Raw genomic sequence first — 23,680 nt, forward strand, 5'->3', positions numbered from 1 at the left:
AGGACCGCATGGAAAAGATCACCAGCCGGGAAAACGCAAAGATCAAATATGCCTGCCGCCTTGCTTCCAGCGGGGCGTTCCGGCGCAGTGAGGGAAAATTTCTGGCCGAGGGCCGCAAGCTCTGCCCGGAGCTCTGCCGCGGCGCGGCGCTGGAGACCCTGTTCTGCACCGAGGCAGCGCTGGAAAAGTGCCCGGAGCTGGCCGGGCTGCCCGGGGAGCACTATCTGGTGGAGGACCATGTGGCCGATAAGCTGGCCGATGTGGGCACCCATCAGGGCGTGTTCGGCATCTTCCGCACCCCGGTGCACACGCTGGACGAGGCAAAGACCGGCGGGCGGTATCTGGCGCTTGAGCGGGTGCAGGACCCCGGCAACGTGGGCACGCTGCTGCGCTCTGCCGCCGCGTTCGGCTTTGACGGCGTGCTGCTGAGCGACGGCTGTGCCAGCGTGTTTGCCCCCAAGACCCTGCGGGCCTCCATGGGGGCCGCCGTGCGGGTGCCGGTGATGGAGGTGGGGGCAATGCCTGCCGCCATTGCCGCCCTGCGGGCAAAGAACATCACCTGCCTTGCGGCGGCACTCTACCAGAGCCAGCCCCTGAGCGCGGCCCGGCCCGGCTACCCGGGCGGTGTCTGCGTAGTCATCGGTAGCGAGGGTCAGGGCCTGACAGAAGAGACCATTGCCGCCTGCAGCGGCACTGTGCGCATCCCCATGACCGACCGGGTGGAAAGCCTGAACGCCGGCATTGCGGGCAGCATCCTGCTGTGGCATTTCCGGGAGGAGAGCCTGTGACCGGGCCCGGCTTCGGCCAGACCAGTCTTTTCCCGCCCGAACCGGCCCCCGACCCGCTGCTCTGCTGGCTCTGGCTGGCAAACACGCTGGGGGCGGGCAGCAGCCATGCAGGCCGGGTGCTGGATGTGTTTGGCGGGGCGCAGGAGGCCTGGGAGAACCGGGATTCCGATGCGTTCCGCAAAGCGGTGGGCAGCCCGGCCTTTGCCCGGGCCAACCTACCCGACAACACTCCAGCGCATTACCGGGCCTTTGCACGGCGGTGTGCGGCGCGGAATATCCGCATCCTGCCCTATGACGACCCGGATTACCCGCTGGCGTTTTCCCGCATTCCCGATATGCCGCTGGTGCTCTACTGCACCGGCGATCCCCTCTGGCTCAATGAGCCGGGGGCTGTGGGGATGGTGGGCAGCCGCAGGCCCACCGAGTACGGCCTGCAGGCGGCGGCAGATCTGGGCAGCGGGCTGGCCAAAAACGGGGCCATCATCGTCAGCGGTCTGGCCGATGGGCTGGACAGCGCCGGGCACCGGGCCGCAGTGAAGGAAAACTGCCCCACCATCGGGGTGCTGGGCGTGCCCATTGACCGCACCTACCCGGCCTCCAACCGGGAGCTGCGGAAAAAGATCGAGCAAAAGGGCTGCGTGATCAGTGAGTACCCGCCCGAGAGCGGCCCCGTTGGCCCCAATGGCTTTTTGCAGCGCAACCGGCTCATTGCGGCGCTGTCCTCGGCGCTGGTGGTGGTGGAAGCGCAGGAAAAGAGCGGCACCATGTCCACAGTCAACCATGCCGAGCGGTATGGCAAGCCGGTGTTCGTGGTGCCGGGCAGCATCTACTCGCCCAACTCAGCAGGCACTAACGCCCTGCTGCGGGAGGGCCGGGCCAAAGCCGTCTGCAAACCCGGCGACCTGTTCGGGGTGCTGGGCCTGCGGGGCGCGGCGGCTCCGGCGGCAGGGCGCTCTGCGCCTGACCCCATGAGCGAGACCGAGCGCAGGGTGCTGGCCTGTATCGGCCCCAAGGCAAAGGGCGTGGAGGAGTTGGGCGCGGCAAGCGGCCTGCCCACCGGCCTGCTGCTGGGCACCCTGATGAAGCTGGAGCTGGCGGGCCGTGTGACCTGCCTGCCCGGCAAGCGGTATATTCTGCGCTGAACTGCGCAATTTAAGTTGAAGATATGACCCTCTCCGTCAACGCTGGCGCGTTGCCACCTCTCCCGAAGGGAGAGGCAATTGTGGCTCACGGATAGCTGTTGCTAAGCCTGGGATATGCGTTGGCTCTCCCTCTGGGAGCAACGACGACGACCGCGGCCTGCGGCCGACACAGGGAGGAGTTGTTGGGGCAGCGGCCAGCAAGACGCGAGTGCCGCCCAAGGCACGAAGCGGATGCTGGGAACCGCAACCCGGTGCTGGCGAGCGAAGCGAGACTGAGAGGGTTTCATATAGATAGTAGGAGAAGAGAACCATGGCAAAACTGGTAATCGTGGAGTCGCCGGCAAAGGCGAAGACCATTGGCAAATATCTGGGCAAGGATTACGAGGTCACGGCCAGCATGGGCCACATCCGGGACCTGCCTAAGTCCCAGCTGGGCATCGACGTGGAACATGACTACGCCCCCCAGTACATCAATATCAAGGATAAATCCAAGCTCATCAAGGAGCTCAAGGCAAAAGCCAAGCAGGCCGACGGCGTTCTGCTGGCAACCGACCCGGACCGTGAGGGCGAAGCCATCAGCTGGCATCTGGCCAATATCCTGGGGCTGGACCCCCACGAGCCCAACCGCGTGACCTTTGACGAGATCACCAAAAAGGGCGTGCAGAAGGGCATGGCCAATCCCCGTGCCATCGACGAGGATCTGTTCAACGCCCAGCAGGCCCGCCGCATCCTCGACCGTCTGGTGGGCTATAAGCTCAGCCCCTTCCTGTGGCGGAAGGTGCGCCGGGGCCTGTCGGCGGGCCGTGTCCAGAGCGTGGCGGTGCGGCTGATCGATGACCGCGAGAAGGAGATCGAGAACTTCAAGCCCGAGGAATACTGGAACGTGGATGCCACGCTGGGCACCGGCCACAAGAGCTTTACCGCCCGCCTGGCCTCCGACAGCACCGGCAAAAAGCTGCTGCCCAAAAACGAGGCAGAGGCCCGTGCCATCGAAAATGGTCTGGAGGGTGCCGAGTATACCGTGGGCGAACTGAAAAAAGGCAAGCGGGCCAAGCAGCCCACCCCGGCCTTTATCACCAGTACCCTGCAGCAGGAGGCCTCCCGCCGTCTGGGCTTTACGGCTACCCGTACCATGCGTGCCGCCCAGACCCTGTACGAAGGCGTGGACATCGCGGGCCACGGCACCATGGGTCTGATCACCTATATGCGTACCGACAGCCTGCGCATTTCCGATGAGGCGGTCGCCGCTGCAAAGGAGTATATTGCGGACGCTTACGGCGAACAGTATATCTGCCCCTACAAGCGCACCTGGAAGACCAAAAGCGCGACCGCTGCGCAGGATGCCCATGAGGCCATTCGCCCCTCGGTGCCGGGGCTGACCCCTGACGAGGTGGACAAGAGCATCAGCGGCGATACCGCCAAGCTCTACCGGATGATCTGGAGCCGCTTTATGGCCAGCCAGATGGCAGACTGCCAGCAGGATACCGTGAGCGTGACCGTGTACGCAGGGGACTACCGCTTCAAGGCCAGCGGCTACACTGTGACCTTTGATGGCTTTACCGTGTTGTACGAGGAAGCCACCGATGAAAAGGAAAAGAAGGAGACCAGCCTGCCTCCGCTGGAACAGGGCCAGCTGCTCAAGCTCAAGGAGCTGAAGAGTGAGCAGAAATTCACCCAGCCCCCCGCCCGCTACACCGAAGCGACCCTGATCAAGGCGCTGGAGGAAAATGGCATTGGCCGTCCCTCGACCTATGCGCCCATCATCACCACCATCATCGATCGCGGCTATGTGGAGCGGGAGCAGAAAAAGCTCAAGCCCACCCTGCTGGGCCGCGCCGTGGACGGCCTGATGCTGGAGCAATTCCCCCATATCGTGGACGTGGACTTCTCGGCTGAGATGGAGAAGAACCTGGATAAGATCGAGAGCGGCAAGGCCGATTGGCACAAGACCGTGGATGATTTCTATCAGGGCTTTGCCGCCAGCCTGGAACAGGCCGAAAAGAACATGGAGGGCAAGAAGGTCAAGGTGCCGGACGAGCCTTCCAGCGAGGTCTGCGACCTCTGCGGCCGCCCCATGGTCATCAAGGTGGGCAAGTACGGCAAGTTCCTGGCCTGCTCCGGCTTCCCCGAGTGCCGGGGCACCAAGCGTCTGGTCAAGGACACCGGCGGTGTCTGCCCCAAGTGCGGCAAGGGCCGGATGCTGGAGCGCAAGAGCGCCAAGGGCCGCATCTACTACGGCTGTGAGCGCTACCCCGACTGCGACTTTATGACCTGGGATACTCCGGTGCCCACCAAGTGCGAAAAGTGCGGCTCCACCTTGTTCCGCAAGGGCTCCAAGCTCTACTGCGCAAAAGAAGGCTGCGGCTTTGAGATGCCGGTGCCGAAGAAGGATTGATCAAACCGATAAACTGTCTCGCCCTCTCCGGCATCGCCTGTGCGATGCCACCTCTCCCAAAGGGAGAGGCAATGGCGGCAAACGGGCAGCTGCGGCTGACCGGGATGCTGCACAGGCTCCCCCTTTGGGGGAGCTGGACGCAAAGCGGCCTGAGAGGGTGAGGATGCTGAAGGATGAAATTATGAGTTACAAAGTAACTGTACTGGGTGCCGGTCTGGCAGGCTGCGAGGCGGCACTGTGGCTGGCGGGCAAGGGCGTTCAGGTAACGCTCTACGAGCAGAAGCCCACCCACTTTTCCCCGGCTCACAAGAGTGCGGGCTTTGCGGAGCTGATCTGCTCCAACAGCCTGAAGGCCGAGCGTCTGGATTCTGCTTCCGGCCTGCTGAAAGAGGAGATGCGCCGGATGGGCAGCCAGCTGCTGGAAGCCGCCGAGGAGGCCCGTGTGGCCGCGGGCGGCGCGCTGGCCGTGGACCGGGATGCATTCAGCGCCGCCGTGACCCGGCGGGTGGAGGAGTGCCCCAACATCACTGTGGTGCGGGAGCAGGTGGAGCACATCGATGAAAGTGCCCCCATTCTGGTGGCCACTGGCCCCCTGACCGATGGTGCGCTGGCCGACGAGATCGGCCGCCTGACCGGCGATGAGCGGCTCCATTTCTATGATGCCGTGGCTCCCATCGTCACGGCCGAGAGCCTGGATTACAACAAGGTGTTCGCCGCTTCCCGGTACGACCGGGGCGAGGCCGATTACCTGAACTGCCCCTTCAATAAGGCAGAGTATGAGGCTTTCCACGCCGCGCTGGCTTCGGCAGAGCGTGCCCCGCTCCATGCCTTCGATGCCGGTGCGGAGCAGGGCGCACAGCCCGACCCCGATGCCCACGGCAAAAAAGCGGATACCGTCACGGTCTACGAGGGCTGTATGCCCATTGAGATCATGGCCGCCCGGGGTGCTGATACCATGCGCTTCGGCCCCCTGCGCCCGGTGGGTCTGGTGGACCCCAACACCGGCCACCGCCCCTGGGCCAATGTCCAGCTCCGCGCCGAGAATAAGGAACGCACCCTCTATAATATCGTGGGCTTCCAGACCAACCTCAAGTGGGGCGAGCAGAAGCGGGTGTTCAGCATGATCCCGGGCCTGGAAAATGCCGAGTTTGTGCGGTACGGTGTCATGCACCGCAACACCTTTCTGGATGCGCCCCGCGTGCTGGATGCGGGCCTGTTCCTGAAGGAGCACCCCAACGTGTTCTTTGCGGGCCAGATCACCGGCTTTGAGGGCTATATGGAGAGCGCCGCCTGCGGTCTGCTGGCAGCCCGGAGCATTTACGCCCGGCTGGAGGGCAGACAGCTGCCCCCGCCGCCGGTGGATACCATGTGCGGCGCGCTGATCCAGTATCTGACCACTGAGAACAAACATTTCCAGCCCATGGGCGCGAATATGGGCATCCTGCCCCCGCTGCCGGCCGAGAGCCGTCCCCGTGACAAGCGCCTGCGTTACATGGCCGTGGCCGAGCGTGCCGTGGCCAGCTTCCAACAGTGGCTGAACGAAACTGCTCTTTAAGAAGGGAGAAACCCTATGAAAATTATCGTTGATATGATGGGCGGCGACAACGCCCCGCTGGCTGTGCTGGAAGGCACCGCTCAGGCTGTGAAGGAGTACGGTGTGCAGGTCATCGGCGTGGGCAGCGAGGAGCTGGTGCGCAAGACGGCTGCCGAGCACAATATCCCGCTGGACGGCATCGAGCTGGTCAACTGCACCGAGACCATTGAGATGTGCGATGAGCCCGCAAGGGCCATCCGCAGCAAGAAGGATTCCTCCATCGTGGTGGGCCTGAACCTGCTGAAGGAGGGAAAGGGCGATGCCTTTGTCTCTGCCGGAAGCACCGGCGCGCTCCATGTGGGCGCAAGCCTCATCGTGCGCACCCTCAAGGGCGTAAAGCGCCCGGCCCTGGCCACCATGGTGCCGGCCAAAAACAAGGCCTATCTGCTGCTGGACTGCGGCGCGAATGTGGAGTGCCGCCCCGAGATGCTGGCAGCCTTTGCCGTGATGGGCAGCTGCTACGTGAACCGGGTGGAGGGCCGCACCGCACCCACCGTGGCGCTGGCAAACAACGGTGCCGAGGAGAGCAAGGGAACTCCGATGCTCCGGGAAGCCCACCAGCTGCTCAAGGCAACACCGGGCATCCGGTTCGTGGGCAACATCGAGCCCCGTGACGTGCCCAACGGTGATGTGGATGTGGTGGTCTGCGACGGCTTTACCGGCAATGTCATCCTCAAGCTGACCGAGGGCGTGGCCAAGATGCTGCTGGGGATGCTCAAGGAGATGTTCCTGGCAAACCTCGGCGGCAAGATCGCCTACCTGCTGCTCAAGAGCGGCGTGGGAAGCCTCAAGCACCAGATGGACAGCGAGGAGTACGGCGGCGCACCCTTCCTGGGCGCAAAGCAGCCTGTCATCAAGGCCCACGGCTCCTCCAAGGCCAAGGGCATCAAGAACGCCATCCGGCAGGCCAAGATCTGCGTGGAGAACGACCTGTGCGGCACCATGCAGAGTGCGCTGGATGAGCTGAACAAGGAGTAAGGAAAGCGGAGAATCCCTCACTTAAAGATATTGGTTATGTACTAGGTGTGCAACCGTTCGATTGCACACCCTTTTATAATGCGTCACTCGACTTTGCCGATAAAACGGTAAAAAATTTCAACTTCCTGTTCTCTGGTGCCATCTTCATGCTTGACAGCTTCGTGAATGAGAATCTTTTCAATCAGAGCATTTAGAAGTTCGGCGGTCAATTGTGTGGGGTTGACGTACTTTTTCATCAACTCAATCCACTTTTCAGCGTCAACAGCGGTCTGAACGGCTGCATCAAGTTCGGCTTGAAGTTCTTGAATCTTTTCGTCCAGTTCATGCTGTTCTGCCTGATACTTTTCGGACAGCATATTGAAATTGTACTCCGTAATACGTCCAACAGACCAGTCCTCATACATTTTGGCGAACAGGTTGTCCACCTCTGCCTTACGCTTTGTGGCCTTTTTGAGTTCGGCAGTCTGTTTTTTCTTGGCGGTGTTGCGTTCTTTGTCGCTGGCATTCAGTAAACGCTGCAAGAGTTTATCTCCATCCTGCTGTGCTTGCTGCGACCAATACTGCACTCTTGCCAGAATATAGGTGTACAGCACATCATATCGAATATAGTGCATGGAACATTGGTGAAAGCCCTGTCCGTTTTTGCTGCAATGGTAATAGCCGTAGGGCTTTTTGTTCTGCTTATTCATACCATAGGCCATCGACCAGCCGCAATCCGCACATTTTACAAGCCCGGAAAAGATTTGCGTTGTTCCGTCTTTCTGTTTTCTACGGCGATGAGCAATCTGCTCCTGCACCTGTCGGAACACATCCGCAGAGATAATAGCTTCGTGGGTGTTCTCCACACGATACCATTCCTCCTGCGGCTTCCGCACCTTTTTCTTGTTCTTGAAAGAGATGTTGCTCTGCTTATTGTGAACGCTGTGACCGATATAGGTTTCTTCTTTCAGGATACTTTTGACCTGCGCTACCGTCCATGCGTAGGACTTCTCTTCCGACGCTCCTGCATAGATGTTAGCAAATGTGCCATACCGCTGAAAATTCAACCAGCCGGGAGTGGGAACCTTTTCATCTACTAAAATATGGGTGATGCTGGCCGCACCGTGTCCATGCACCGCAAGATCAAAGATTTTCTCAATGATCCACTTCGTTTCCGGGTCTACCAGAAGATGCCCTGACTTGTCGGGGTCTTTGATATATCCCAGAGGAGCGTATGCACCATAGTGCGCACCGTTCGCAAATCTTGTCCGCATAGCGGCCTTGACTTTTTTGCTGGTCTGGCGAGCGTGCATCTCATTCAGGATGTTCAGGAACGGAGCGAGTTCGCTTTCGCCGTTGAGAGTGTCCACATTATCGTTGACAGCAATATAGCGGACACCTTTACTCGGAAAGTAGATCTCCGTGTACTGACCTGTCAGAATATAGTTTCGACCTAAACGGGATAAATCCTTTGTTACAACGCAGTTGATTTTGCCTTCCTCAATATCGTTCGATCATCCGTTGAAAGCCCGGTCTGTCAAAGTTGGTGCCAGACCAACCATCATCGATATATTCGCCAACAACGGTCAACCCGTGTTCCTCTGCATACTGACGAAGCATCATGCGCTGGGTCTGGATGCTGCCGCTTTCACCCTGCAATTCATCGTCACGGCTTAGTCTAAGGTACAGTGCAGTGTTATAGATCATCGTATTGTTAGGCTGTTTCATAGTAGAGCCTCCTTCTTAAAAGAAACAGCCCACGCTTACAATACTTCTGCTTCCATTATACCGTAAGTGTGGGCTGGATTCAATTCGTTTTTATCATCAGGCGCATTGGTTAGCTGAATACTGAATCACATCTTCCAGCAGTGTGCCGACTGATTTTCCATTTTCTGCGAAATGTTCGGTCATTTTGATTTTGGTGTTGCCACAGTAAAAATAGAGCGTACCGTCTGGCTCTTTAACATAGTAAGACGTGTTCTCAAGAGTAGGTTCGGGACCCGCGTACTCCGAATCCTGCCATTCTTCGAGTAAATTGACAGGTGGTTCACAAATAGGCTCATAACAGGAGCAAAGGTCAATCGCATTGTTCATCATATCAGTGCTTCTATTATCCATTCAGTATCCTCCGAAAATCAAAGTTCCATATCCTGCCCATGCCTGCGGTTTCGCTGTGGCACATTCATGGTGCACTCCTGCTTGGGGGCAAGAATCTTTTCCAGAAAACCGCGCACCAGTTCTGGCGCACGGCGCATAGCATCCAGATAGGGTTTCACGTCGTACCACAGGTCGTGGTACTTGTTGCTCCAACGAACGGCCTCCTTCTTGGCCGTGGAAAGTTCTTCTTTCAGGCGACGGTTCTCCACGTCCATCATATAGCCGTGGTCAGCCTGTTTTTTCAGTTTGGAAAATTCTTCTTCGGTCAGCGAGTAGTTGCCGAGAAAGGTGCGCTTGCCGATATAATCCAGATCACGCGCATGAATGAGGGCTTCTTTTGTGAGCGTGGCCTTTTTCTGCACAGCGGCAAGTTCCTTTTCGGTCTTGGAGAGGGTTTTGTTGGTTTGGATGAGGTGCTGCTCTTTCTGGTCAATCTGGGCGGTCAGGCTGTCCAGCCGTTCCTGCTCCCGTTGAACTTTGAACTGGGTGACGGTCAGGTGTTCTTCGGTGCTGCCACGTTCGCCGCGCTCTATATCGGTGTACCCGGCAGCGCGCATAAAATTGAAGAAGTTGTCCTGCAAGACGCTGTACGACTTCTTCAGGATAGGCTTGCCGTTCTTTTGCAAAACAGGCTTTCCCGATTCGTCCAGCAGAGGTTTGGATGCCCACTTCTTGCTCCGGCTGACCTGCATGACAGTCTCCTTGACGGTGCCGACCAGTGCCTTGTCCTTGCAGCGTTTCGACCACAGGATCTGCTTTTCCACCACAGGTACATAGACCACATGGAGGTGGTAGTGGTAAACTTCGCGGCCTAATGCTTCGGTCATGGCACGGTTGATCTCATCGGCGTGCATGACTGCCGAGAGGATATACTGCTCACCGCCCACGATTTGAACGGCAGCTTGGTAGGCATCCTCATAGAACTGCTTGGCGAACTCGTAGCCGCCGTGGTTGTCAAAGTAGGCCGAGTTGACATCAAAGACAAGCTCGCAGTAATGGGTGGCATCCGGCTTCAAGCCGCGCGTGGAGATGGTTCCGGCGGCTTCCAGTTGGGCGAATAGGTCGGTGTAGCTGGCAGTTGGCTTTTTGAAGTGGACGTTCCATGCAGTGCGCTGGGGGATAATGTCGGGGTTCCGATAGCTGTCCTTTTCACGCTCATTGTGCTGCTGGGTGTTGCCAACGGCCTTGTCCGAAACGGCGAGATTCCGGACACTGGTGCGGTCAACGCCATTGTTTCTTGCCAAAGGGCATCCCTCCTTTCAAGGTTCATCGAAAGGTGACGGGGAACGAAGATGCACTTCTTCGGAAGTGTAATAACCCACTATAACACTTTCATCCCTATGGGCTGCAAAGTGTAGTGGGCTCTTCGAGGACTCTCCGAGGGGGAACGCCTCCTGCGGGAGAGCTACAATCAAGTTCGCACAATGCGAACTTGATTGCTCCGTACGCATCTGAAAAAATTGCGTACGGACTTCAAATAACCTGTACGGTTCGTACGACGTACGGAAATGCGAAATATAAACGATAACACGTTTTAAAACGCTTTAATTCGCCGTACAGATGCGTACAAGTACAGACCGTACAGGTTGTACGAACTTCTTCTGTGAAAAATGCACTTTTTACGGGCAGGGGTGGACAAGCGGTTCGATGCCTACAAAACCCCGCACCCTGCGGCCACCGGGCAGATAGATGTTGTTGGTGGCTTCAAGGTTATAGCGGCGGTCATTCTGGCGCAGTTCGGCGCTGAAACGGATCGCCGATACGCTGTGGCATGCGTTGTCCTCGCACCACTGCTTATAAATGTCGTAGAACTCCTTGGAACTGATGGAGTAGTCCGCCTTGAAGCGGAAGTAGCCCTCGGATTCCATGAAGTCGATGACATTGTTGCTGCTGCGTTTGATGGTGTCCACGTTGGCGGCGGCTCGTTCGCTGACCGTGAAGCGGAAGTTGTTCTGCACCAGCCGGTGCAGCCCTTCCAGACACCAGAGCAGGATGCCCTCCAATTCGGCGCACATCTTCTCCACAAGGAAAGGGTCGTCCGTGCGGTCAGCAGGCTTGTCCTTGGTGGTCAGGATGAGTTGGCGGCGGAAGAAGCCATCCGAATGGTCGTACAGCGAGGTCAACGCACCGTTGCCGAAGCAGAGGAACCGGGCGTAGATGTCCCGCTGGTAGCTCTGGACACCCTTGCGCTCCAAGTCCAGCTTGGCCTCGGCGGTCACGATGGTCTTGATATAATTCGTCTTGGGCAGGGCGTTCATATCCATATCATCATCGATCATCAGCAGGCGGCGTTCCAGATCGGCGCGGGCAAAACGGTTGTTCTCCACTTTCTGGACGCTGCCGTTGCTGGCGGCATCTCCCATGAGCCGTTTCAGTACCAGCCCGATGCGAGATTTGCCCTCGCCGCCCTTGCCGACAATGAGCATCATCTTCTGCCCCTTGGTGCTGGGGATCAGGCAGTAGCCCAGATACTCCTGCAAGGTTGGAATGTCAGCATCGTCCAGCAGCTCGTGCAGGAAAGTTAGCCAGCGGTCAGGGCTGGCGGCTTTGGGGTCATACCTCACAGGTAGGCGGTTCTGGCAGAACAGGCGGCTCTCCTGAAAAGAGCCGTCCGGCAGATGGTACACGCCGTTCTGGAGGTGGATGCAGTCCTGTTCGATGGGGAACGGGTCGGAAAAAGCCAGCAGCTTGATGGTCTCCAGAATGTTGGTGACCTTTTTGGACAGGCCAGAGGTGACATATTCCTCGATGTTCTCCAAGATGCGCTGCTTGATCTCGCTTTCGTCTTCCACCGGGCCGTCCAGCGTGTACAGCGTACCGTTGACGCATTTCAGCGGCCACTGTTCCAGAAAGGCACGGCCAAACTGGACTTCATCGATCTTCTTACCGTTGTACCAGTCCGGCCATAAGGGATTGCGGGAAATGTTTTTCTTCATGTGGTGGTTCTACTTTAGGAAAGTGAAGTGGTAGGTCTCACGGTGAGACCCACCACTTCGGGTGAATAAATTATCAGGCGCACTTTGCCAGAGCAAGGCGGTCGGTGCGCTCCTCCAGCATCAGCAGGTACGACCCGGACAGCAGCTGTGCGGCGGCAGCGGCTTTCTGCTGGGGTGTCCCAAATGCAACGCAGTCCGTCAGGTGCTCGACGGTCTCGGTCATGTGGAGAGCTTCCACGAACCGCTCGTCCAGCGGCTCCTCCGGGGTGGTGGGCTTGTAGCGCTCTCGCCAGTCGTGCAGCAGGTCGAGATAATCGGTCAGCACCCGCAGGCAGTAGGCGATGTCTGCCCACTGCTCGTCTGTCAGGCCACGCTTGGGCGGCGGCAGAGCGATGGCATTGGCGGGCGGCTTGTCCGGGTCAAGCCAGAGCTTGTCGGGGCGGGGCCCCTCCATCTTGCTGACGCAAGACCGCTCTGTCACTTGCAGTCCCCACTGGGGACTGCATTGCTTCGCAAACGCGAAGTCATTTATCAGCTTCTCGGCGGCTTGCCGGGGGTTCAGGTCGAACAGCTTGGCGGTGAGGTCGATGGCATCTCCGTTGGCTCCACAGCCAAAGCAATAATAATAGGTGTCGTTCAGCTTCATGCTGGGGTCGCTGTCGGAATGGAATGGACAGCACACCATGCCATGGCGGTCTGGCTCCATGCCGTACATCTCTCCCACCTGCCGAACGGTGATGGCGGACTTGACAGTTTGATACAGGCTCAAGGGCATTCCTCCTTTGTTTCGTGCGTTGCACCAGAGTCCCTAGCGTGGGAACTCTGGTGTTTTTTGCTTCCTGCCTGAATATACGGAAAATTTTGCAGAAAAGGCGAAAAAGCGGCAGAACTGCAACGGAAAAAGAAAAAAGCCCTTACTGGTTGCAGAGTTGCAACAGCAAGGGCAGAGAGGAAACCGTATATTGAACAAAACGGCAGAGCGTATTATAATGAGGAAAAAGCTCAAAAAGGAGGGCCGACCACATGGCACAGGAATATCTGCCCGCACCGTCCAACGTCCGTCTTGCGGACTTGATGAAAGAGCACAATATCAGCCAACCGGAGCTTGCCAAGGAAATCGGCTGCTCCAAAAGCACTATCAGCCGTTTTATCAGTGGTGCGAAAGGAACCCTGACCCATGAGCAGGTGTTGAAGATCGCAAGGTTGTTCAACGTGTCCACAGATTTCCTGCTGGGAGAAACCAACATCCCCGATCGCAAGAATTATGACATTGCCGAACTGGGTTTGTCCGTAGAAGCCGCAAAGAACCTCTACACGGGGCGTATCAATACAGAGGTAGTCAATCTGCTGCTGGAAAATGCCCGTTTCGCAGAGCTTACTTACCGCATAGCGCAGTATTTTGATGATACCTTTGCGTCCGGTATTGCGGCACAGAACGCCATGCTCACGACATTGAGCACCCTGCTGCGTACAAGGGTCAAGACCCCGGAGGCAGCCAAAGCCGCAAAGGACATCAGCCTTCGGAGAAAGCCCGTGTACCAAGGCGACCTTGATGATATTGAGATGTACTTCATGGCAACGGTCAAAGAAATTAAAAAGGGCATCGGGAGCCATTACGCCGAACAGGAAGCCATGAGCAAGAAAGTGGCAGAGAAGATGTTCACCGAATTGACCAAAGGGCAGGATGTGCAGCACCCAACGATCACGGCAGAGCAGTTGACGGATGCAATGTTGGACAGCGTTTCGGGCATGAAAGGAGCCACGCCGGAAGCACTGGAACAGCTGCGAAGCGGTCTGTTGGGAATCTTGCAGTCTGCCGCAGAGCAGGAAAACGCCCATGAAGCAGACGAATGAACGGCTTTGTGCGCTGGCACAGAAAGGGGATGCCACCGCACTGGACAGCCTGATCGAAAACAACAAGTCCTTTATTGGCAAGGTGGCAAATGACCTTTTCCGCAGCATGAATCTGGCACAGTCCGGCCTGAACCTTGACACGGACGATTTGAAACAGGCGGGCAATCTGGGCTTATGGAAAGCTGTGCCGAAGTTCGATGCAGCGCGCGGCATGAAGTTCCTGACCTATGCGGCTCCTGCCATCCGCAACGCCATGATGGACATGGTGCGGGATGCCTTTGCCGCTTTTGAGCAGCGGATGGTGACGGAGGACAAGGACGGCGTCTGCTACCAGCGCGTTTCGCTGGACGATGTTCTGCCGGGAGAGGAACAACTGCGGCGCATTGAAGCCATAGCCGACCCTTATGCCATGCAGCCGCAGAGCATTATAGAGGAACAGGAATCGCGCCGGGAGCTGTACGATGGCCTGAAACGGCTGACCCAACGGGAGCAGACCTATCTGCTGTACCGCTATGGCTTCACCGATGGCGAGGAACATCCGCTGATCGGCACGGCGATATACTTTCACCTGACGAAAGGCCGCGCCCAAAAGACCGAGGAACAGGCTATGGATAACCTGTGGCTGGAATTGCCGTGGTGGTTTATATGAATAGGCAGAGAGATTGTATTAAATTGAGTGAATTACGATAGAGAACAAAAGCTAATCTTCCCTTGTTCGACGCTCTTTAATAATCTTATAAATTGGAAACCAATAGACAATAACGATGATAAGGCATGTGATTGCTAACGCACTATAGATGAAAGATTTCATAAGCACAGCCATAATCATAAAGATGAAAAAAAAGAATATCCACGCCGACTGTGCTGATTTATACAAAGCTAGTTTATCTTCAAGGGTAGTATATAATTCAAATGGCTTTCCATCATTCTTTTTTTCGACAATCAATAATTCTTTGTTAAGTGTCGTCTTAGGCGTTGATAGCTTTCCACCTGATTCAGCCCACGGACGAAATTGTACTTTGGCAAGAGAGTAGTTTAGATTAATGTTCTTGAAAAAAACAACGTATCCTAAGCTTTGAAGAAATTCAACATACTTGTCTGAGCTTTCACGACTCCTGTGACCAATATAATCAATCTTATATTGATATTCCCCCGGAGTGCATGTTTCAAACTCATAGATAGCCCGTGATGTATTTATTAAGTGATACCCTTGTTGGGACATTCTATTAAGCCATTTCTCTTGTAAGGATAATAGACAACCAAAAAAACGTACCTTTTTGTAGCGCATATTAAATCTCCTTTGAAATCCTTTCCGCTAAGTCGATTAATTGATGAAGTCGATCTATTTCGGTTTGGACAGCCTCCTTTCCAGAAGGTGTTATTAAATATACTTTTTTTCTGCTTGTACTTTCAGTGCTTTGTAATTTAATCCATCCTTTTTGTTCTAACGAGGATAGAGCACCATATAATGTCCCTGCTCCTAATAATACCCTTCCGTTTGTTACTTCCTCAACAAATTGAATGATTGCATATCCATGCCTTGGTTCATAAAGGGACAAAAGTATTAAATCTGTAACTTCTGTAAGGGTTCCCCCTTGCACATAGTCTTTCATAGAACCTCCGCTTCGAATATGTGCCCTTTATCCAAATTGATTGTCACATCGGCTAAATACGCATTACCAAGGTGTTCAGTTTCCATGAGAAATCTCCTTTTTTTGTGCGTGAAACTATTCATAGGAAGCAGCTATGCTATGTGGCTTAGTCACTATGAAAGCTCATTTACGATGAGGTTGATGCTTCACGAAACCGTTCGGCATGGAGAATCGTACACATTGATTCGTCCAAGCTAATTATATCGTTAACCGTAATAGTAATCAAGAGTTTATAAAGCGTGTCTTTGAATTTTGTGACATTGAACAGGTTATAGAAAAGCTTTTTGTGAAATATCATGTCAAATATTGTAAGCGTGGGTTACACTTAGTAAGTGATATCTTTAATTAAGGGAAACGGGCCTTGCCCTCTCCGTCATCGCTGAGGCGATGCCACCTCTCCCAAAGGGAGAGGCAATGGCGGGTGACGGTCAGCTGGTGCTGTCCGGGCGCTGTGCAGGCTCCCCCTTTGGGGGAGCTGGACGCGAAGCGGCCTGAGAGGGCGAGGATACCAAAAAGATTCAAGGGAGCTAAGAGATATGAGCCATCAGTTGGAAACAATTATTGGTTACAAGTTCAAGAATCCGAAGCTGCTGGAGACGGCGCTCACCCACACCAGCTACGCCAACGAGAGCCGCACGCCGGTGCAGCACAACGAGCGGCTGGAATTTCTGGGCGACAGCGTGCTGCAGATCGTCTCGGCAGATTATCTGTTCCACGCCTACGCCGACCGGCCCGAGGGCGACCTGACCCGCATCCGTTCCAGCCTGGTCAGCGAGGGCGCATTGTTCCAGTTTGCGCAGGAGATCAATCTGGGCGAGTATCTGCGCCTGGGCCGGGGCGAGGAACGCTGCGGCGGCCGCACCCGCCCCAGCGTGGTGTCCGATGCCTTTGAGGCCGTCATCGCCGCCCTGTATCTGGACGGCGGCATGGAGGTGGCAAAGAGCTTCATCCTGCCCTTCATCACCGAGGGCAAGCATGCTGAGGCCGATTACAAGACCCGCCTGCAGGAGATCGTCCAGCAGAACCCCGAGGAGCGGCTGAGCTATGTGGTGGAGCAGGAATCCGGCCCCGACCACGACAAGCATTTCGTGGTGGCTGTCCGCTTCAACTCCGATAAGGTCGCCCGGGGCGAGGGCCGCAGCAAGAAGATGGCCGAGCAGCACGCCGCCCGCGAAGCCCTCAAGCTCCTGGGCGTGATAAAGGAAAAGTAAATGGTATTCAAGGAACTGGAGATCCAGGGCTTCAAGAGCTTTCCCGATAAGGTCAAGATCACCTTTGACGAGGGCGTGACCGGCGTGGTGGGCCCCAACGGTTCGGGCAAGTCGAACCTGTCCGATGCCGTGCGCTGGGTGCTGGGCGAGACCAGCGCACGCCAGCTGCGCGCCGCCGGAAAGATGGAGGATGTCATCTTTGGCGGCACCCGGCGGCGGGGGGCCATGGGCTTTGCTCAGGTGCGCCTGACGCTGGACAACAGCAGCCACGCGCTGGATGTGGAAGCGGACGAGGTGACCATCGGCCGCAGGTATTACCGCTCCGGCGAGAGCGAGTACAGCATCAACGGGCAGATCTGCCGCCTGAAGGATGTGTATGAATTGCTGCTGGATACTGGCATCGGCCGCGATGGCTACTCGGTCATCGGGCAGGGCCGCATTGCCGAGATCGTGGCGGCCAAGAGCAGCGAGCGCCGGGAGATCTTTGAGGAAGCCTGCGGTATTGCCAAATACCGCTACCGCAAAAACGAGGCCGAGCGCCGCCTTGCCGCCGCCGCCGAAAATCTGGAACGCCTGCGGGATATCCTGGGCGAGCTGGAGGCCCGGGTGGGCCCGCTGGAAAAAGAGAGCGAAAAGGCCCGGAAGTTTCTGGAACTGAGCGCCCGGCGCAAAACGCTGGAAGTGACCCTGTGGACGGACGGCGTGCACCGGGCCAAGGAAGCCGTGCGCCGTCAGGTGCGGGATTACGAGACAGCCCAGGCCGATTATGAGCGGTTCGACCGCCAGACCAAAGCCGCCGAGAGCGAGGCTGAGGAGATCCGGATGCAGGCACAACAGCTGACCATTGCGGTCGAGCGCCTGAATGGGGATATCCGCAGCATCACCGAGCAGATCAGCGGCAGCGAGAGCCGGATCGCCGTGCTGGAAAACGATATTGCCCGCAACGAGGAAAGCGCCGCAGACCTGCGGGCAGAGATCGCCGCCGGGCAGCAGGACAGCACCGAGGCCGCCGCCGCGCTGGAACGCCACCGCGCTGTGGCAAAGAGCATGGAGCTGGCGGGCCGGAAGCTGGCCGCAGAGCTGGATGCCCTGAACGATGAACTGGTGCGCCTGACCCGGGAAAACGACCAGAGCGGTGCCCGCCGGGATACCCTGCGGGGCGAGGTGGCGGCCCTGACAGCCCGGCACACCGAAGCACAGGTGGCTCAGGCCGCCGCCAAGGCTGCTGCTGAGACGGCCCTGAGCCGTCTGCCTGCGTTGGAAGAAGCTGCCGAGGTGCTGGCTGTCCAGCGGGACGACGCAAAGCAGGATCTGGAGGATACCGTGCGGTACCTCACCACGCTGGCCGAGAATGAGCAGCAGCTCAAAAATATCCGGGCCGGTCTGGAACTCAAGCTGAAGAGCCGCCGCGCTGCGCTGGAGGAAGCCGACCATGCCGAACAGCAGCTGAACCGGGAGCTGGATGCCGCCCGCCAGCGGCTTTCCGTGCTGCGGGAGCTGGAAAAGAACATGGAAGGCTACCAGAACTCCGTCAAGACCGTGATGCGGGCGGCATCCGCCCGGCGGCTGCGGGGCATCATCGGGCCGGTGTCCTCCATCCTGCGGGTGGAGCCGGGCCGGGAGGTCGCCATTGAGACCGCGCTTGGCGGTGCCCTGCAGAACATCGTGGTGGAGAACGAAGCCGCTGCCAAGGCAGGCATCGCCCTGTTGCGGAGCGAGAACGCGGGCCGCGCCACCTTCCTGCCGCTGGATACAGTCCAGCCCAGTGTGTTCCGGGGGAAACTGTCCGGCTCGGCAAGGCTGGCAAGCAGTCTGGTCCAGGCCGATGCACGGTACAGTGACATCGTGTCCAATCTGCTGGGCCGCATCATCGTGGTGGACGATATCAACGAGGCCTCCCGTGTGGCCCGGGACAACGGTTTCCGCAGCAAGGTCGTCACGCTGGATGGTCAGGTGGTCAATGCGGGCGGCAGCTTTACCGGCGGCAGTGTCCAGCGCAGCGCGGGTTTGTTCACCCGCAAGCAGGAGCTGGAGGAGCTGCGGGTCAAGGCTGCGAAATTGCAGAAGGAGTGCCTTGCCGCTCAGGAAAAGACCGACCAGTGCAAACAGCAGGCAGATGCCCTGAACGCAGAGCTGACCGCTGCCAGCAGTGAGCAGATCACTGCCGCCAACGACCGTGTGCGGGCCGAAGCAGAGCGCAAGCGGCTGGAAGCCGCCATGGAGCAGGCCGAGACGGCCCTTGCCGCGCGGCAGAAGGAGATCGACACCCTGAACGCCCAGCTGGCTGACAGCCGGGAAAAGGTCGCGCAGGCCGAAGCACAGGAAGCTGCGCTGGCCGGGGAGATCGAAGCAAAATCGGGCGAGCTGAACCGCATTGCCGAGGGAGACGATGCGTTCCTGACCCGGCAGCGGGCGCTGGCCGAGCAGGTGAGCGCCAAGCGGCTGGAACAGGTGAGCCGCCAGAAGGATGCCGAGCTGGCGCAGGCGCAGATCGAAGCGCTGGAACAGCGCACCCGGGATGCCGAGAGCCGGCGGGCCGCTCTGGAAGAGAGCCTTGCCGCCCTTGCCGCCCGCAGTGATGCCTGCCGGGCCGAGATCGAGGCCATCCGCAAGGCCAAGACCGACAGCCGGGCGGAGATCGAAGCGAAAGAAGCCGAGATCCGGAAGGCCACCGAACAGCGGCTTTCCTGCCAGCAGGCCGAGACCGAGGCACTGGCCCGGGCCCGCACTGCTGCCGACAGCCGCGAGGAGATGGGCCGGGAGATGGCCCGTCTGGCCGAGCGGAAAGCGGCCGCTGAGAGTGAATACGATGCCACCGCCGCCAAGCTCTGGGATGAATACCAGCTGACGGTGAGCCAGGCCGAGGAACTCTGCGTGGAGTTCGACAACCTGCCCGCCCTGCGGGCGCAGGTGGCCGATCTGCGCAATCAGATCCGGGCGCTGGGCAATGTAAACGTCAGTGCCATTGAGGAATATCAGGAGGTCAGGGAGCGGTACGATGCCCTGAGCGCTCAGGTGGCCGACGTGGAGGGCAGCAGGAACGAGCTGACACGGATGATCGCCAGCCTGTCCGGCCAGATGAAGGAGATCTTCACCGACAGCTTCCGGGCCATCAACGAAAATTTCGGCCGTATCTTTGCCGAGCTGTTTGGCGGCGGCGAAGCCAGCCTTGTGCTGGAGGATGAAAGCGATGTGCTTTCCTGCGGCATTGGCATTCAGGTGGCACCGCCGGGCAAAGTCATCAAGAATCTGGAAGCCCTTTCCGGCGGCGAGCAGGCGCTGGTGGCCATCAGCATCTATTTTGCGATCCTGGCCGTCAACCCGGCACCGTTCTGCATCCTGGACGAGATCGAAGCCGCCCTGGATGATGCCAATGTCAGCCGCTTTGCACAGTATCTGCGCCGGGTGAGCGACAAGACCCAGTTCATCGTCATCACCCACCGCCGCGGCACCATGGAGGCCGCCAATGTCCTGTACGGTGTGACCATGCAGGAGGATGGCGTGTCGAAATTGCTCAAGCTGGATCTGGAACAGGTTGACGCGACGCTGGTTTCGTAGGTATAATAGATTAAACCTCTCAGTCTCGCTTCGCTCGCCAGCTCCCCTAGTAGGGGAGCCCTTGGCATACCGGGCAGCACTGAGCGCAAATCGTGAAATGGCGGGTTTTGCCATCACGGATAGAAACAGCAAAACAAAGGAGAGAACCAATGGGCCTCTTTGGATTTGGCAAAAAAGAAAAAGATAAGATGAAAGACGGCCTCGAAAAGACCCGCACGGGCTTCTGGGGCAACATTATGAATACCCTCACCGGCAGCAAGATCGATGATGATCTTTACGATGAGCTGGAAGAGCAGCTCATTCTGGCCGATGTGGGCGGTGAAGTGGCCATCAAACTGGTGGACAAGCTGCGGGACCGGGTGAACGAGAAGGGCCTGAAAACCGGTGAGCAGGCCAGCGATGAACTGCGCGACCTCATTGCCGATGAGATGCGCCCCGAAGCTGAGATGCAGCTGGGCGGCAGACCCGCCGTCATTCTGGTCATCGGCGTGAACGGGGTGGGCAAGACCACCAGCATTGCCAAGCTGGCCGATTTCTATACCCGTCAGGGCAAAAAGGTGATGCTGGCTGCAGGCGATACCTTCCGCGCCGCCGCCAGCGAGCAGCTGGAGATCTGGGCCGACCGGGCGGGTGTGCCCCTTGTCAAGGCGGGCGAGGGCGCAGACCCCGCCGCTGTCATTTTTGACACGGTCAAGTCGGCCACCGCACGCGGCTATGATCTGGTCATTGCGGATACCGCAGGCCGCCTGCACAACAAGGCAAACCTGATGGCAGAGCTTTCCAAGATCAGCCGCAGTGTCAAAAAGGCCAGCCCCGAGGCCAGTCTGGAGACCCTGCTGGTGCTGGATGCCATCACGGGCCAGAACGCCATCAGCCAGGCCCGGGAGTTCTGCAAGGCGGCAAACGCCACCGGCATCATCCTGACCAAGCTGGACGGCACCGCCAAGGGCGGCTGTGTCGTGGCGGTCAAGCAGCGGCTGGGCCTGCCCGTGCGGTTCATCGGTGTGGGTGAGGGCATTGATGACCTGATCCCCTTTACCCCGGAGGGTTATGTAGAAGAGCTGCTGCCCCGGCAGTGGAAGCATTAAGTGTCGAACGGATCTGCAGTCAAACCTGTCAGGCTGCGCTTTGGCGCGTCCGGCTCCCCTGGGCAGGGGAGCAAAGTGCAGGAGTTCGACAGGGGCAGAGAGGAGAAAAACATGAAAATTTGTGCAGCGACCGGCAACGCCGGTAAGCTCCGTGAGCTGCGGCGCATTCTGGAAGCGCAGGGCCACGAGGTGGTCAGCCAGAAGGAGCTGGGCATCACCATTGAACCCGATGAGACCGGCACCACCTTTGAGGAAAACGCCCTCATCAAGGCCGAGACCATCTGCAAAGCCAGCGGCCTGCCCACCATCGCCGATGACTCGGGCCTCTGTGTGGATGCACTGGAGGGTGCCCCCGGCGTGTACAGCGCCCGCTACTGCGGCCGCCACGGCGACGACGAGGCCAACAACGACAAGCTGCTGGAGAATATGCAGGATATTCCGGCAGAACAGCGCGGCGCAAAATTTGTGGCCGCTGTCTGCTTCATCCTGCCCACCGGCCGGCACCTGACCTGCCGGGGCGAGTGCCCGGGCAAGGTGGCCTTTGCGCGCCTGGCGGGCGATCACGGCTTTGGCTACGACCCGCTGTTCATCCCCGATGAATGCGGTGTGGGCAAAGCGGAAAAGCGCCCCAACACCGAGGGACGCAGCTATGCCCAGCTCACCCCGGACGAAAAGGATGCCATCAGCCACCGCGGTGTGGCGCTGGCAAAGCTGGAAAAAGAATTACCTGAATTTCTGAAATAAAAGGAGAAATAATTATGTTGACGAGCAAACAGCGCGCCATTCTGCGCGGCAAGGCAAACACCATGGACCCCGTTTTCATCGTGGGCAAGGGTGAGATCGACGAGACCATGATCCAGGGCGTGAAGGACTGCCTGGATGCCCGGGAACTGATCAAGCTCAAGGTGCTGGAAAGCAGCATGTACAACGCCCGTGAGGCTTCTGTCAAGCTGGCAGAGGCCACCGGTGCCGACTGCGTGCAGGTCATCGGCTCCAAGTTCGTGCTCTATCTGCAGAAGAAGAAGGACAGCGCCTACGCTGACCTGCTGAAATGAGGCTTCTGCTGTACGGCGGCACCTTTGACCCGCCCCACAACGGCCACCTGAACAATCTGCGCGCCGCCGCTGCCCGGGTGCGCCCGGACAGGGTGGTGGTGATGCCTGCGGGGCTTTCCCCCTTCAAGCAGTCCACCGCCGCCCCCGGCAGCGCCCGGGTGGAGATGTGCGCGTGCTTCCGTGCACTGGAAGCGGAGGGGGCTGTCCCGGCGCTGTGCGTCAGCGGCTGGGAGGTGGAGCAGGCCGCGCTGGGCAGGCGCAATTACACGGTGCTCACGCTGGAAATGCTGGCCCGCACCTATCCGGAAGCCGAGCTGTACATGGCCATGGGCAGTGATATGCTGCTGAGCTTTGACAGCTGGCACCGCTGGCAGGAGATCCTGCGGCTGGCCCGTCTGGTGGTCACGAGCCGGAATGTCGGCGACGCGCCGGAGCTTCACGCCAAGGCAAAGCAGATGGACCCCACCGGGGCCCGCATCCTGTTTGCACAGGTCGAGGCTCTGCCCATGGCCAGCAGCAACCTGCGTGCCCGCCTTGCAGCAGGGGAAGCGTGTGAAAATGAACTGCCCGCCCTCGTGCGCCGGGTCATCCGGCGGGAGGGGCTTTACCGGGCAGACAGAGGGGAAAGCGGAAACCATGAATCTGAAACAGGCAAAGGAGCTTGTGCGCGGCCGGTTGAGTGACAAGCGTTACGAGCATACCCTGAATGTGAGAAAAATGGCCGTCAAGCTGGCAAAGCGGTATGGCGTGGATGAGGACAAGGCCGCGCTGGCCGCCCTGCTGCACGATTCAGCCAAGGAGATCAGCAAGGACGAGATGCGCGCCATCATGCGGGCCCACCCGGAACTGGCCGAGGGCGGGGAAGAGCGCCCCACCCCGGTGTGGCACGGCATCTGCGCCGCCATCCTGGCCCGCACTGAGTGGGGCGTGGAGGATGAGGCTGTGCTTTCGGCCATTGCCTGCCACACCGCGGGCAAGCCCGGCATGAGCAGGCTGGATAAGATCGTCTATCTGGCGGATATGACCAGCGCCGAGCGGGACTGGCCCGGGGTGAACAAGCTGCGCAAGCTGGAACTGAAGGATCTGGATCTGGCCATGCTGGCAGCCCTCAGGCAGACGAATGACTTTGTGCTCTCGCAGGGGAAGCCCCTGGACCCCATGTCCAAGGCGGCCTATGACGAGATCAGAGCAGAGGTGGATGCCCGGGCTGCAAAGGCCGGGTGAGCCTGTTTTTCTGCACACATCCTGCTCCGGAAAAGAATACCGATTGCAGATTGTGGGTAAGAATGTTAT

At 58.5% G+C, this 23,680-nt stretch carries 20 protein-coding genes and 1 pseudogene; 14 read left to right on the forward strand and 7 right to left on the reverse strand.

The features are described from left to right. The first annotated feature begins 8 nt into the window (after positions 1-8). From ACKXGA_RS13020 to plsX, 5 genes are all read left to right on the forward strand, one after another. Positions 9-788, forward strand: coding sequence for a TrmH family RNA methyltransferase (locus ACKXGA_RS13020; RefSeq protein ID WP_005935549.1), 780 nt, complete (start codon positions 9-11; stop codon positions 786-788). Then, positions 785-1,930 (forward strand): DNA-processing protein DprA, encoded by a 1,146-nt coding sequence (dprA, locus tag ACKXGA_RS13025; RefSeq protein WP_423729659.1) that lies wholly within the window; start codon positions 785-787, stop codon positions 1,928-1,930. Before ACKXGA_RS13020 ends, dprA begins: the two co-directional genes overlap by 4 nt. 310 nt (positions 1,931-2,240) lie before the next feature. Next, positions 2,241-4,325 (forward strand): type I DNA topoisomerase, encoded by a 2,085-nt coding sequence (topA, locus tag ACKXGA_RS13030; RefSeq protein WP_423729660.1) that lies wholly within the window; start codon positions 2,241-2,243, stop codon positions 4,323-4,325. Positions 4,326-4,503: 178 nt separating this feature from the next. Next, positions 4,504-5,880, forward strand: coding sequence for a methylenetetrahydrofolate--tRNA-(uracil(54)-C(5))-methyltransferase (FADH(2)-oxidizing) TrmFO (gene trmFO, locus ACKXGA_RS13035; RefSeq protein ID WP_097786444.1), 1,377 nt, complete (start codon positions 4,504-4,506; stop codon positions 5,878-5,880). 15 nt (positions 5,881-5,895) lie between these two features. After that, positions 5,896-6,897 carry a phosphate acyltransferase PlsX gene (plsX, locus tag ACKXGA_RS13040; RefSeq protein ID WP_423729661.1) on the forward strand — a complete coding sequence of 334 codons (1,002 nt, stop codon included), beginning with the start codon at positions 5,896-5,898 and terminating at the stop codon, positions 6,895-6,897. 83 nt (positions 6,898-6,980) lie between these two features. Here plsX and ACKXGA_RS13045 read toward each other — a convergent pair. The 5 genes and pseudogenes from ACKXGA_RS13045 to ACKXGA_RS13065 form a co-directional block, all read right to left on the reverse strand. Then, positions 6,981-8,604, reverse strand: a pseudogene (locus ACKXGA_RS13045) (recombinase family protein). A gap of 96 nt (positions 8,605-8,700) precedes the next feature. Continuing rightward, a complete protein-coding gene (locus tag ACKXGA_RS13050) occupies positions 8,701-8,994 on the reverse strand; it encodes a hypothetical protein (RefSeq protein ID WP_423729662.1) in 294 nt (97 codons plus the stop codon). A gap of 17 nt (positions 8,995-9,011) precedes the next feature. Continuing rightward, on the reverse strand, positions 9,012-10,277 hold the full coding sequence (locus ACKXGA_RS13055; RefSeq protein WP_423729663.1) for a plasmid recombination protein: 1,266 nt from the start codon (positions 10,275-10,277) through the stop codon (positions 9,012-9,014). 375 nt (positions 10,278-10,652) lie between these two features. Beyond that, positions 10,653-11,969, reverse strand: a complete 1,317-nt coding sequence (locus ACKXGA_RS13060; protein WP_112149025.1) for a DNA primase family protein — start codon at positions 11,967-11,969, stop codon at positions 10,653-10,655. A 73-nt stretch (positions 11,970-12,042) separates the two neighbouring features. Further along, complete coding sequence (locus tag ACKXGA_RS13065) at positions 12,043-12,684, reverse strand: CHC2 zinc finger domain-containing protein (protein ID WP_423730397.1); 642 nt, start codon at positions 12,682-12,684, stop codon at positions 12,043-12,045. Between the two features lie 308 nt (positions 12,685-12,992). Between ACKXGA_RS13065 and ACKXGA_RS13070 the strand changes: the two genes are divergently transcribed. Both ACKXGA_RS13070 and ACKXGA_RS13075 read left to right on the forward strand, forming a co-directional pair. Next, the gene (locus ACKXGA_RS13070) at positions 12,993-13,823 is read left to right on the forward strand and encodes a helix-turn-helix domain-containing protein (RefSeq protein WP_423729339.1); all 831 of its coding nucleotides are present in this window, start codon (positions 12,993-12,995) and stop codon (positions 13,821-13,823) included. Then, positions 13,807-14,472: a sigma-70 family RNA polymerase sigma factor gene (locus tag ACKXGA_RS13075; RefSeq protein WP_423729340.1), complete on the forward strand. Its 666-nt coding sequence runs from the start codon at positions 13,807-13,809 to the stop codon at positions 14,470-14,472. The genes ACKXGA_RS13070 and ACKXGA_RS13075 overlap by 17 nt, the downstream gene beginning before the upstream one ends. A gap of 51 nt (positions 14,473-14,523) precedes the next feature. Here ACKXGA_RS13075 and ACKXGA_RS13080 read toward each other — a convergent pair whose 3' ends face one another. Both ACKXGA_RS13080 and ACKXGA_RS13085 read right to left on the reverse strand, forming a co-directional pair. Continuing rightward, positions 14,524-15,111 carry a DUF2812 domain-containing protein gene (locus ACKXGA_RS13080; protein ID WP_097782884.1) on the reverse strand — a complete coding sequence of 196 codons (588 nt, stop codon included), beginning with the start codon at positions 15,109-15,111 and terminating at the stop codon, positions 14,524-14,526. A gap of 1 nt (position 15,112) precedes the next feature. Next, positions 15,113-15,436: a PadR family transcriptional regulator gene (locus ACKXGA_RS13085; protein WP_097782885.1), complete on the reverse strand. Its 324-nt coding sequence runs from the start codon at positions 15,434-15,436 to the stop codon at positions 15,113-15,115. Positions 15,437-16,011: 575 nt separating this feature from the next. On the opposite strand from ACKXGA_RS13085, the gene rnc reads away from it, so the two are divergent. From rnc to yqeK, 7 genes are all read left to right on the forward strand, one after another. Beyond that, a complete protein-coding gene (gene rnc / locus ACKXGA_RS13090) occupies positions 16,012-16,686 on the forward strand; it encodes a ribonuclease III (RefSeq protein WP_005935533.1) in 675 nt (224 codons plus the stop codon). After that, complete coding sequence (smc, locus tag ACKXGA_RS13095) at positions 16,687-20,244, forward strand: chromosome segregation protein SMC (protein WP_423729664.1); 3,558 nt, start codon at positions 16,687-16,689, stop codon at positions 20,242-20,244. It begins immediately after the preceding gene. A 149-nt stretch (positions 20,245-20,393) separates the two neighbouring features. After that, a complete protein-coding gene (gene ftsY, locus ACKXGA_RS13100; RefSeq protein WP_423729665.1) occupies positions 20,394-21,332 on the forward strand; it encodes a signal recognition particle-docking protein FtsY in 939 nt (312 codons plus the stop codon). A 111-nt stretch (positions 21,333-21,443) separates the two neighbouring features. Continuing rightward, on the forward strand, positions 21,444-22,076 hold the full coding sequence (gene rdgB / locus ACKXGA_RS13105) for an RdgB/HAM1 family non-canonical purine NTP pyrophosphatase (RefSeq protein WP_423729666.1): 633 nt from the start codon (positions 21,444-21,446) through the stop codon (positions 22,074-22,076). 14 nt (positions 22,077-22,090) lie between these two features. Continuing rightward, complete coding sequence (locus ACKXGA_RS13110; RefSeq protein ID WP_005932885.1) at positions 22,091-22,387, forward strand: YhbY family RNA-binding protein; 297 nt, start codon at positions 22,091-22,093, stop codon at positions 22,385-22,387. Further along, a complete protein-coding gene (nadD, locus tag ACKXGA_RS13115) occupies positions 22,384-23,070 on the forward strand; it encodes a nicotinate (nicotinamide) nucleotide adenylyltransferase (RefSeq protein WP_005932886.1) in 687 nt (228 codons plus the stop codon). Before ACKXGA_RS13110 ends, nadD begins: the two co-directional genes overlap by 4 nt. After that, complete coding sequence (gene yqeK / locus ACKXGA_RS13120; protein WP_423729667.1) at positions 23,024-23,611, forward strand: bis(5'-nucleosyl)-tetraphosphatase (symmetrical) YqeK; 588 nt, start codon at positions 23,024-23,026, stop codon at positions 23,609-23,611. The genes nadD and yqeK overlap by 47 nt, the downstream gene beginning before the upstream one ends. Positions 23,612-23,680 lie beyond the last annotated feature (69 nt).

Source organism: Faecalibacterium hominis (ex Afrizal et al. 2022), from assembly GCF_049545105.1.
GTDB classification, from domain to species: Bacteria; Bacillota; Clostridia; order Oscillospirales; family Ruminococcaceae; genus Faecalibacterium; species Faecalibacterium duncaniae.

Bases quoted from the DNA above. Each gene is read 5' to 3' on its own strand.
- ACKXGA_RS13020 (WP_005935549.1), top strand. From the start codon at position 9: ATGGAAAAGATCACCAGCCGGGAAAACGCAAAGATCAAATATGCCTGC.
- topA (WP_423729660.1), top strand. From the start codon at position 2,241: ATGGCAAAACTGGTAATCGTGGAGTCGCCGGCAAAGGCGAAGACCATT.
- plsX (WP_423729661.1), top strand. From the start codon at position 5,896: ATGAAAATTATCGTTGATATGATGGGCGGCGACAACGCCCCGCTGGCT.
- ACKXGA_RS13050 (WP_423729662.1), bottom strand. From the start codon at position 8,994: ATGGATAATAGAAGCACTGATATGATGAACAATGCGATTGACCTTTGC.
- ACKXGA_RS13060 (WP_112149025.1), bottom strand. From the start codon at position 11,969: ATGAAGAAAAACATTTCCCGCAATCCCTTATGGCCGGACTGGTACAAC.
- ACKXGA_RS13065 (WP_423730397.1), bottom strand. From the start codon at position 12,684: ATGTACGGCATGGAGCCAGACCGCCATGGCATGGTGTGCTGTCCATTC.
- ACKXGA_RS13070 (WP_423729339.1), top strand. From the start codon at position 12,993: ATGGCACAGGAATATCTGCCCGCACCGTCCAACGTCCGTCTTGCGGAC.
- ACKXGA_RS13075 (WP_423729340.1), top strand. From the start codon at position 13,807: ATGAAGCAGACGAATGAACGGCTTTGTGCGCTGGCACAGAAAGGGGAT.
- ACKXGA_RS13080 (WP_097782884.1), bottom strand. From the start codon at position 15,111: ATGCGCTACAAAAAGGTACGTTTTTTTGGTTGTCTATTATCCTTACAA.
- ACKXGA_RS13085 (WP_097782885.1), bottom strand. From the start codon at position 15,436: ATGAAAGACTATGTGCAAGGGGGAACCCTTACAGAAGTTACAGATTTA.
- rnc (WP_005935533.1), top strand. From the start codon at position 16,012: ATGAGCCATCAGTTGGAAACAATTATTGGTTACAAGTTCAAGAATCCG.
- smc (WP_423729664.1), top strand. From the start codon at position 16,687: ATGGTATTCAAGGAACTGGAGATCCAGGGCTTCAAGAGCTTTCCCGAT.
- ftsY (WP_423729665.1), top strand. From the start codon at position 20,394: ATGGGCCTCTTTGGATTTGGCAAAAAAGAAAAAGATAAGATGAAAGAC.
- rdgB (WP_423729666.1), top strand. From the start codon at position 21,444: ATGAAAATTTGTGCAGCGACCGGCAACGCCGGTAAGCTCCGTGAGCTG.
- ACKXGA_RS13110 (WP_005932885.1), top strand. From the start codon at position 22,091: ATGTTGACGAGCAAACAGCGCGCCATTCTGCGCGGCAAGGCAAACACC.
- nadD (WP_005932886.1), top strand. From the start codon at position 22,384: ATGAGGCTTCTGCTGTACGGCGGCACCTTTGACCCGCCCCACAACGGC.
- yqeK (WP_423729667.1), top strand. From the start codon at position 23,024: ATGAATCTGAAACAGGCAAAGGAGCTTGTGCGCGGCCGGTTGAGTGAC.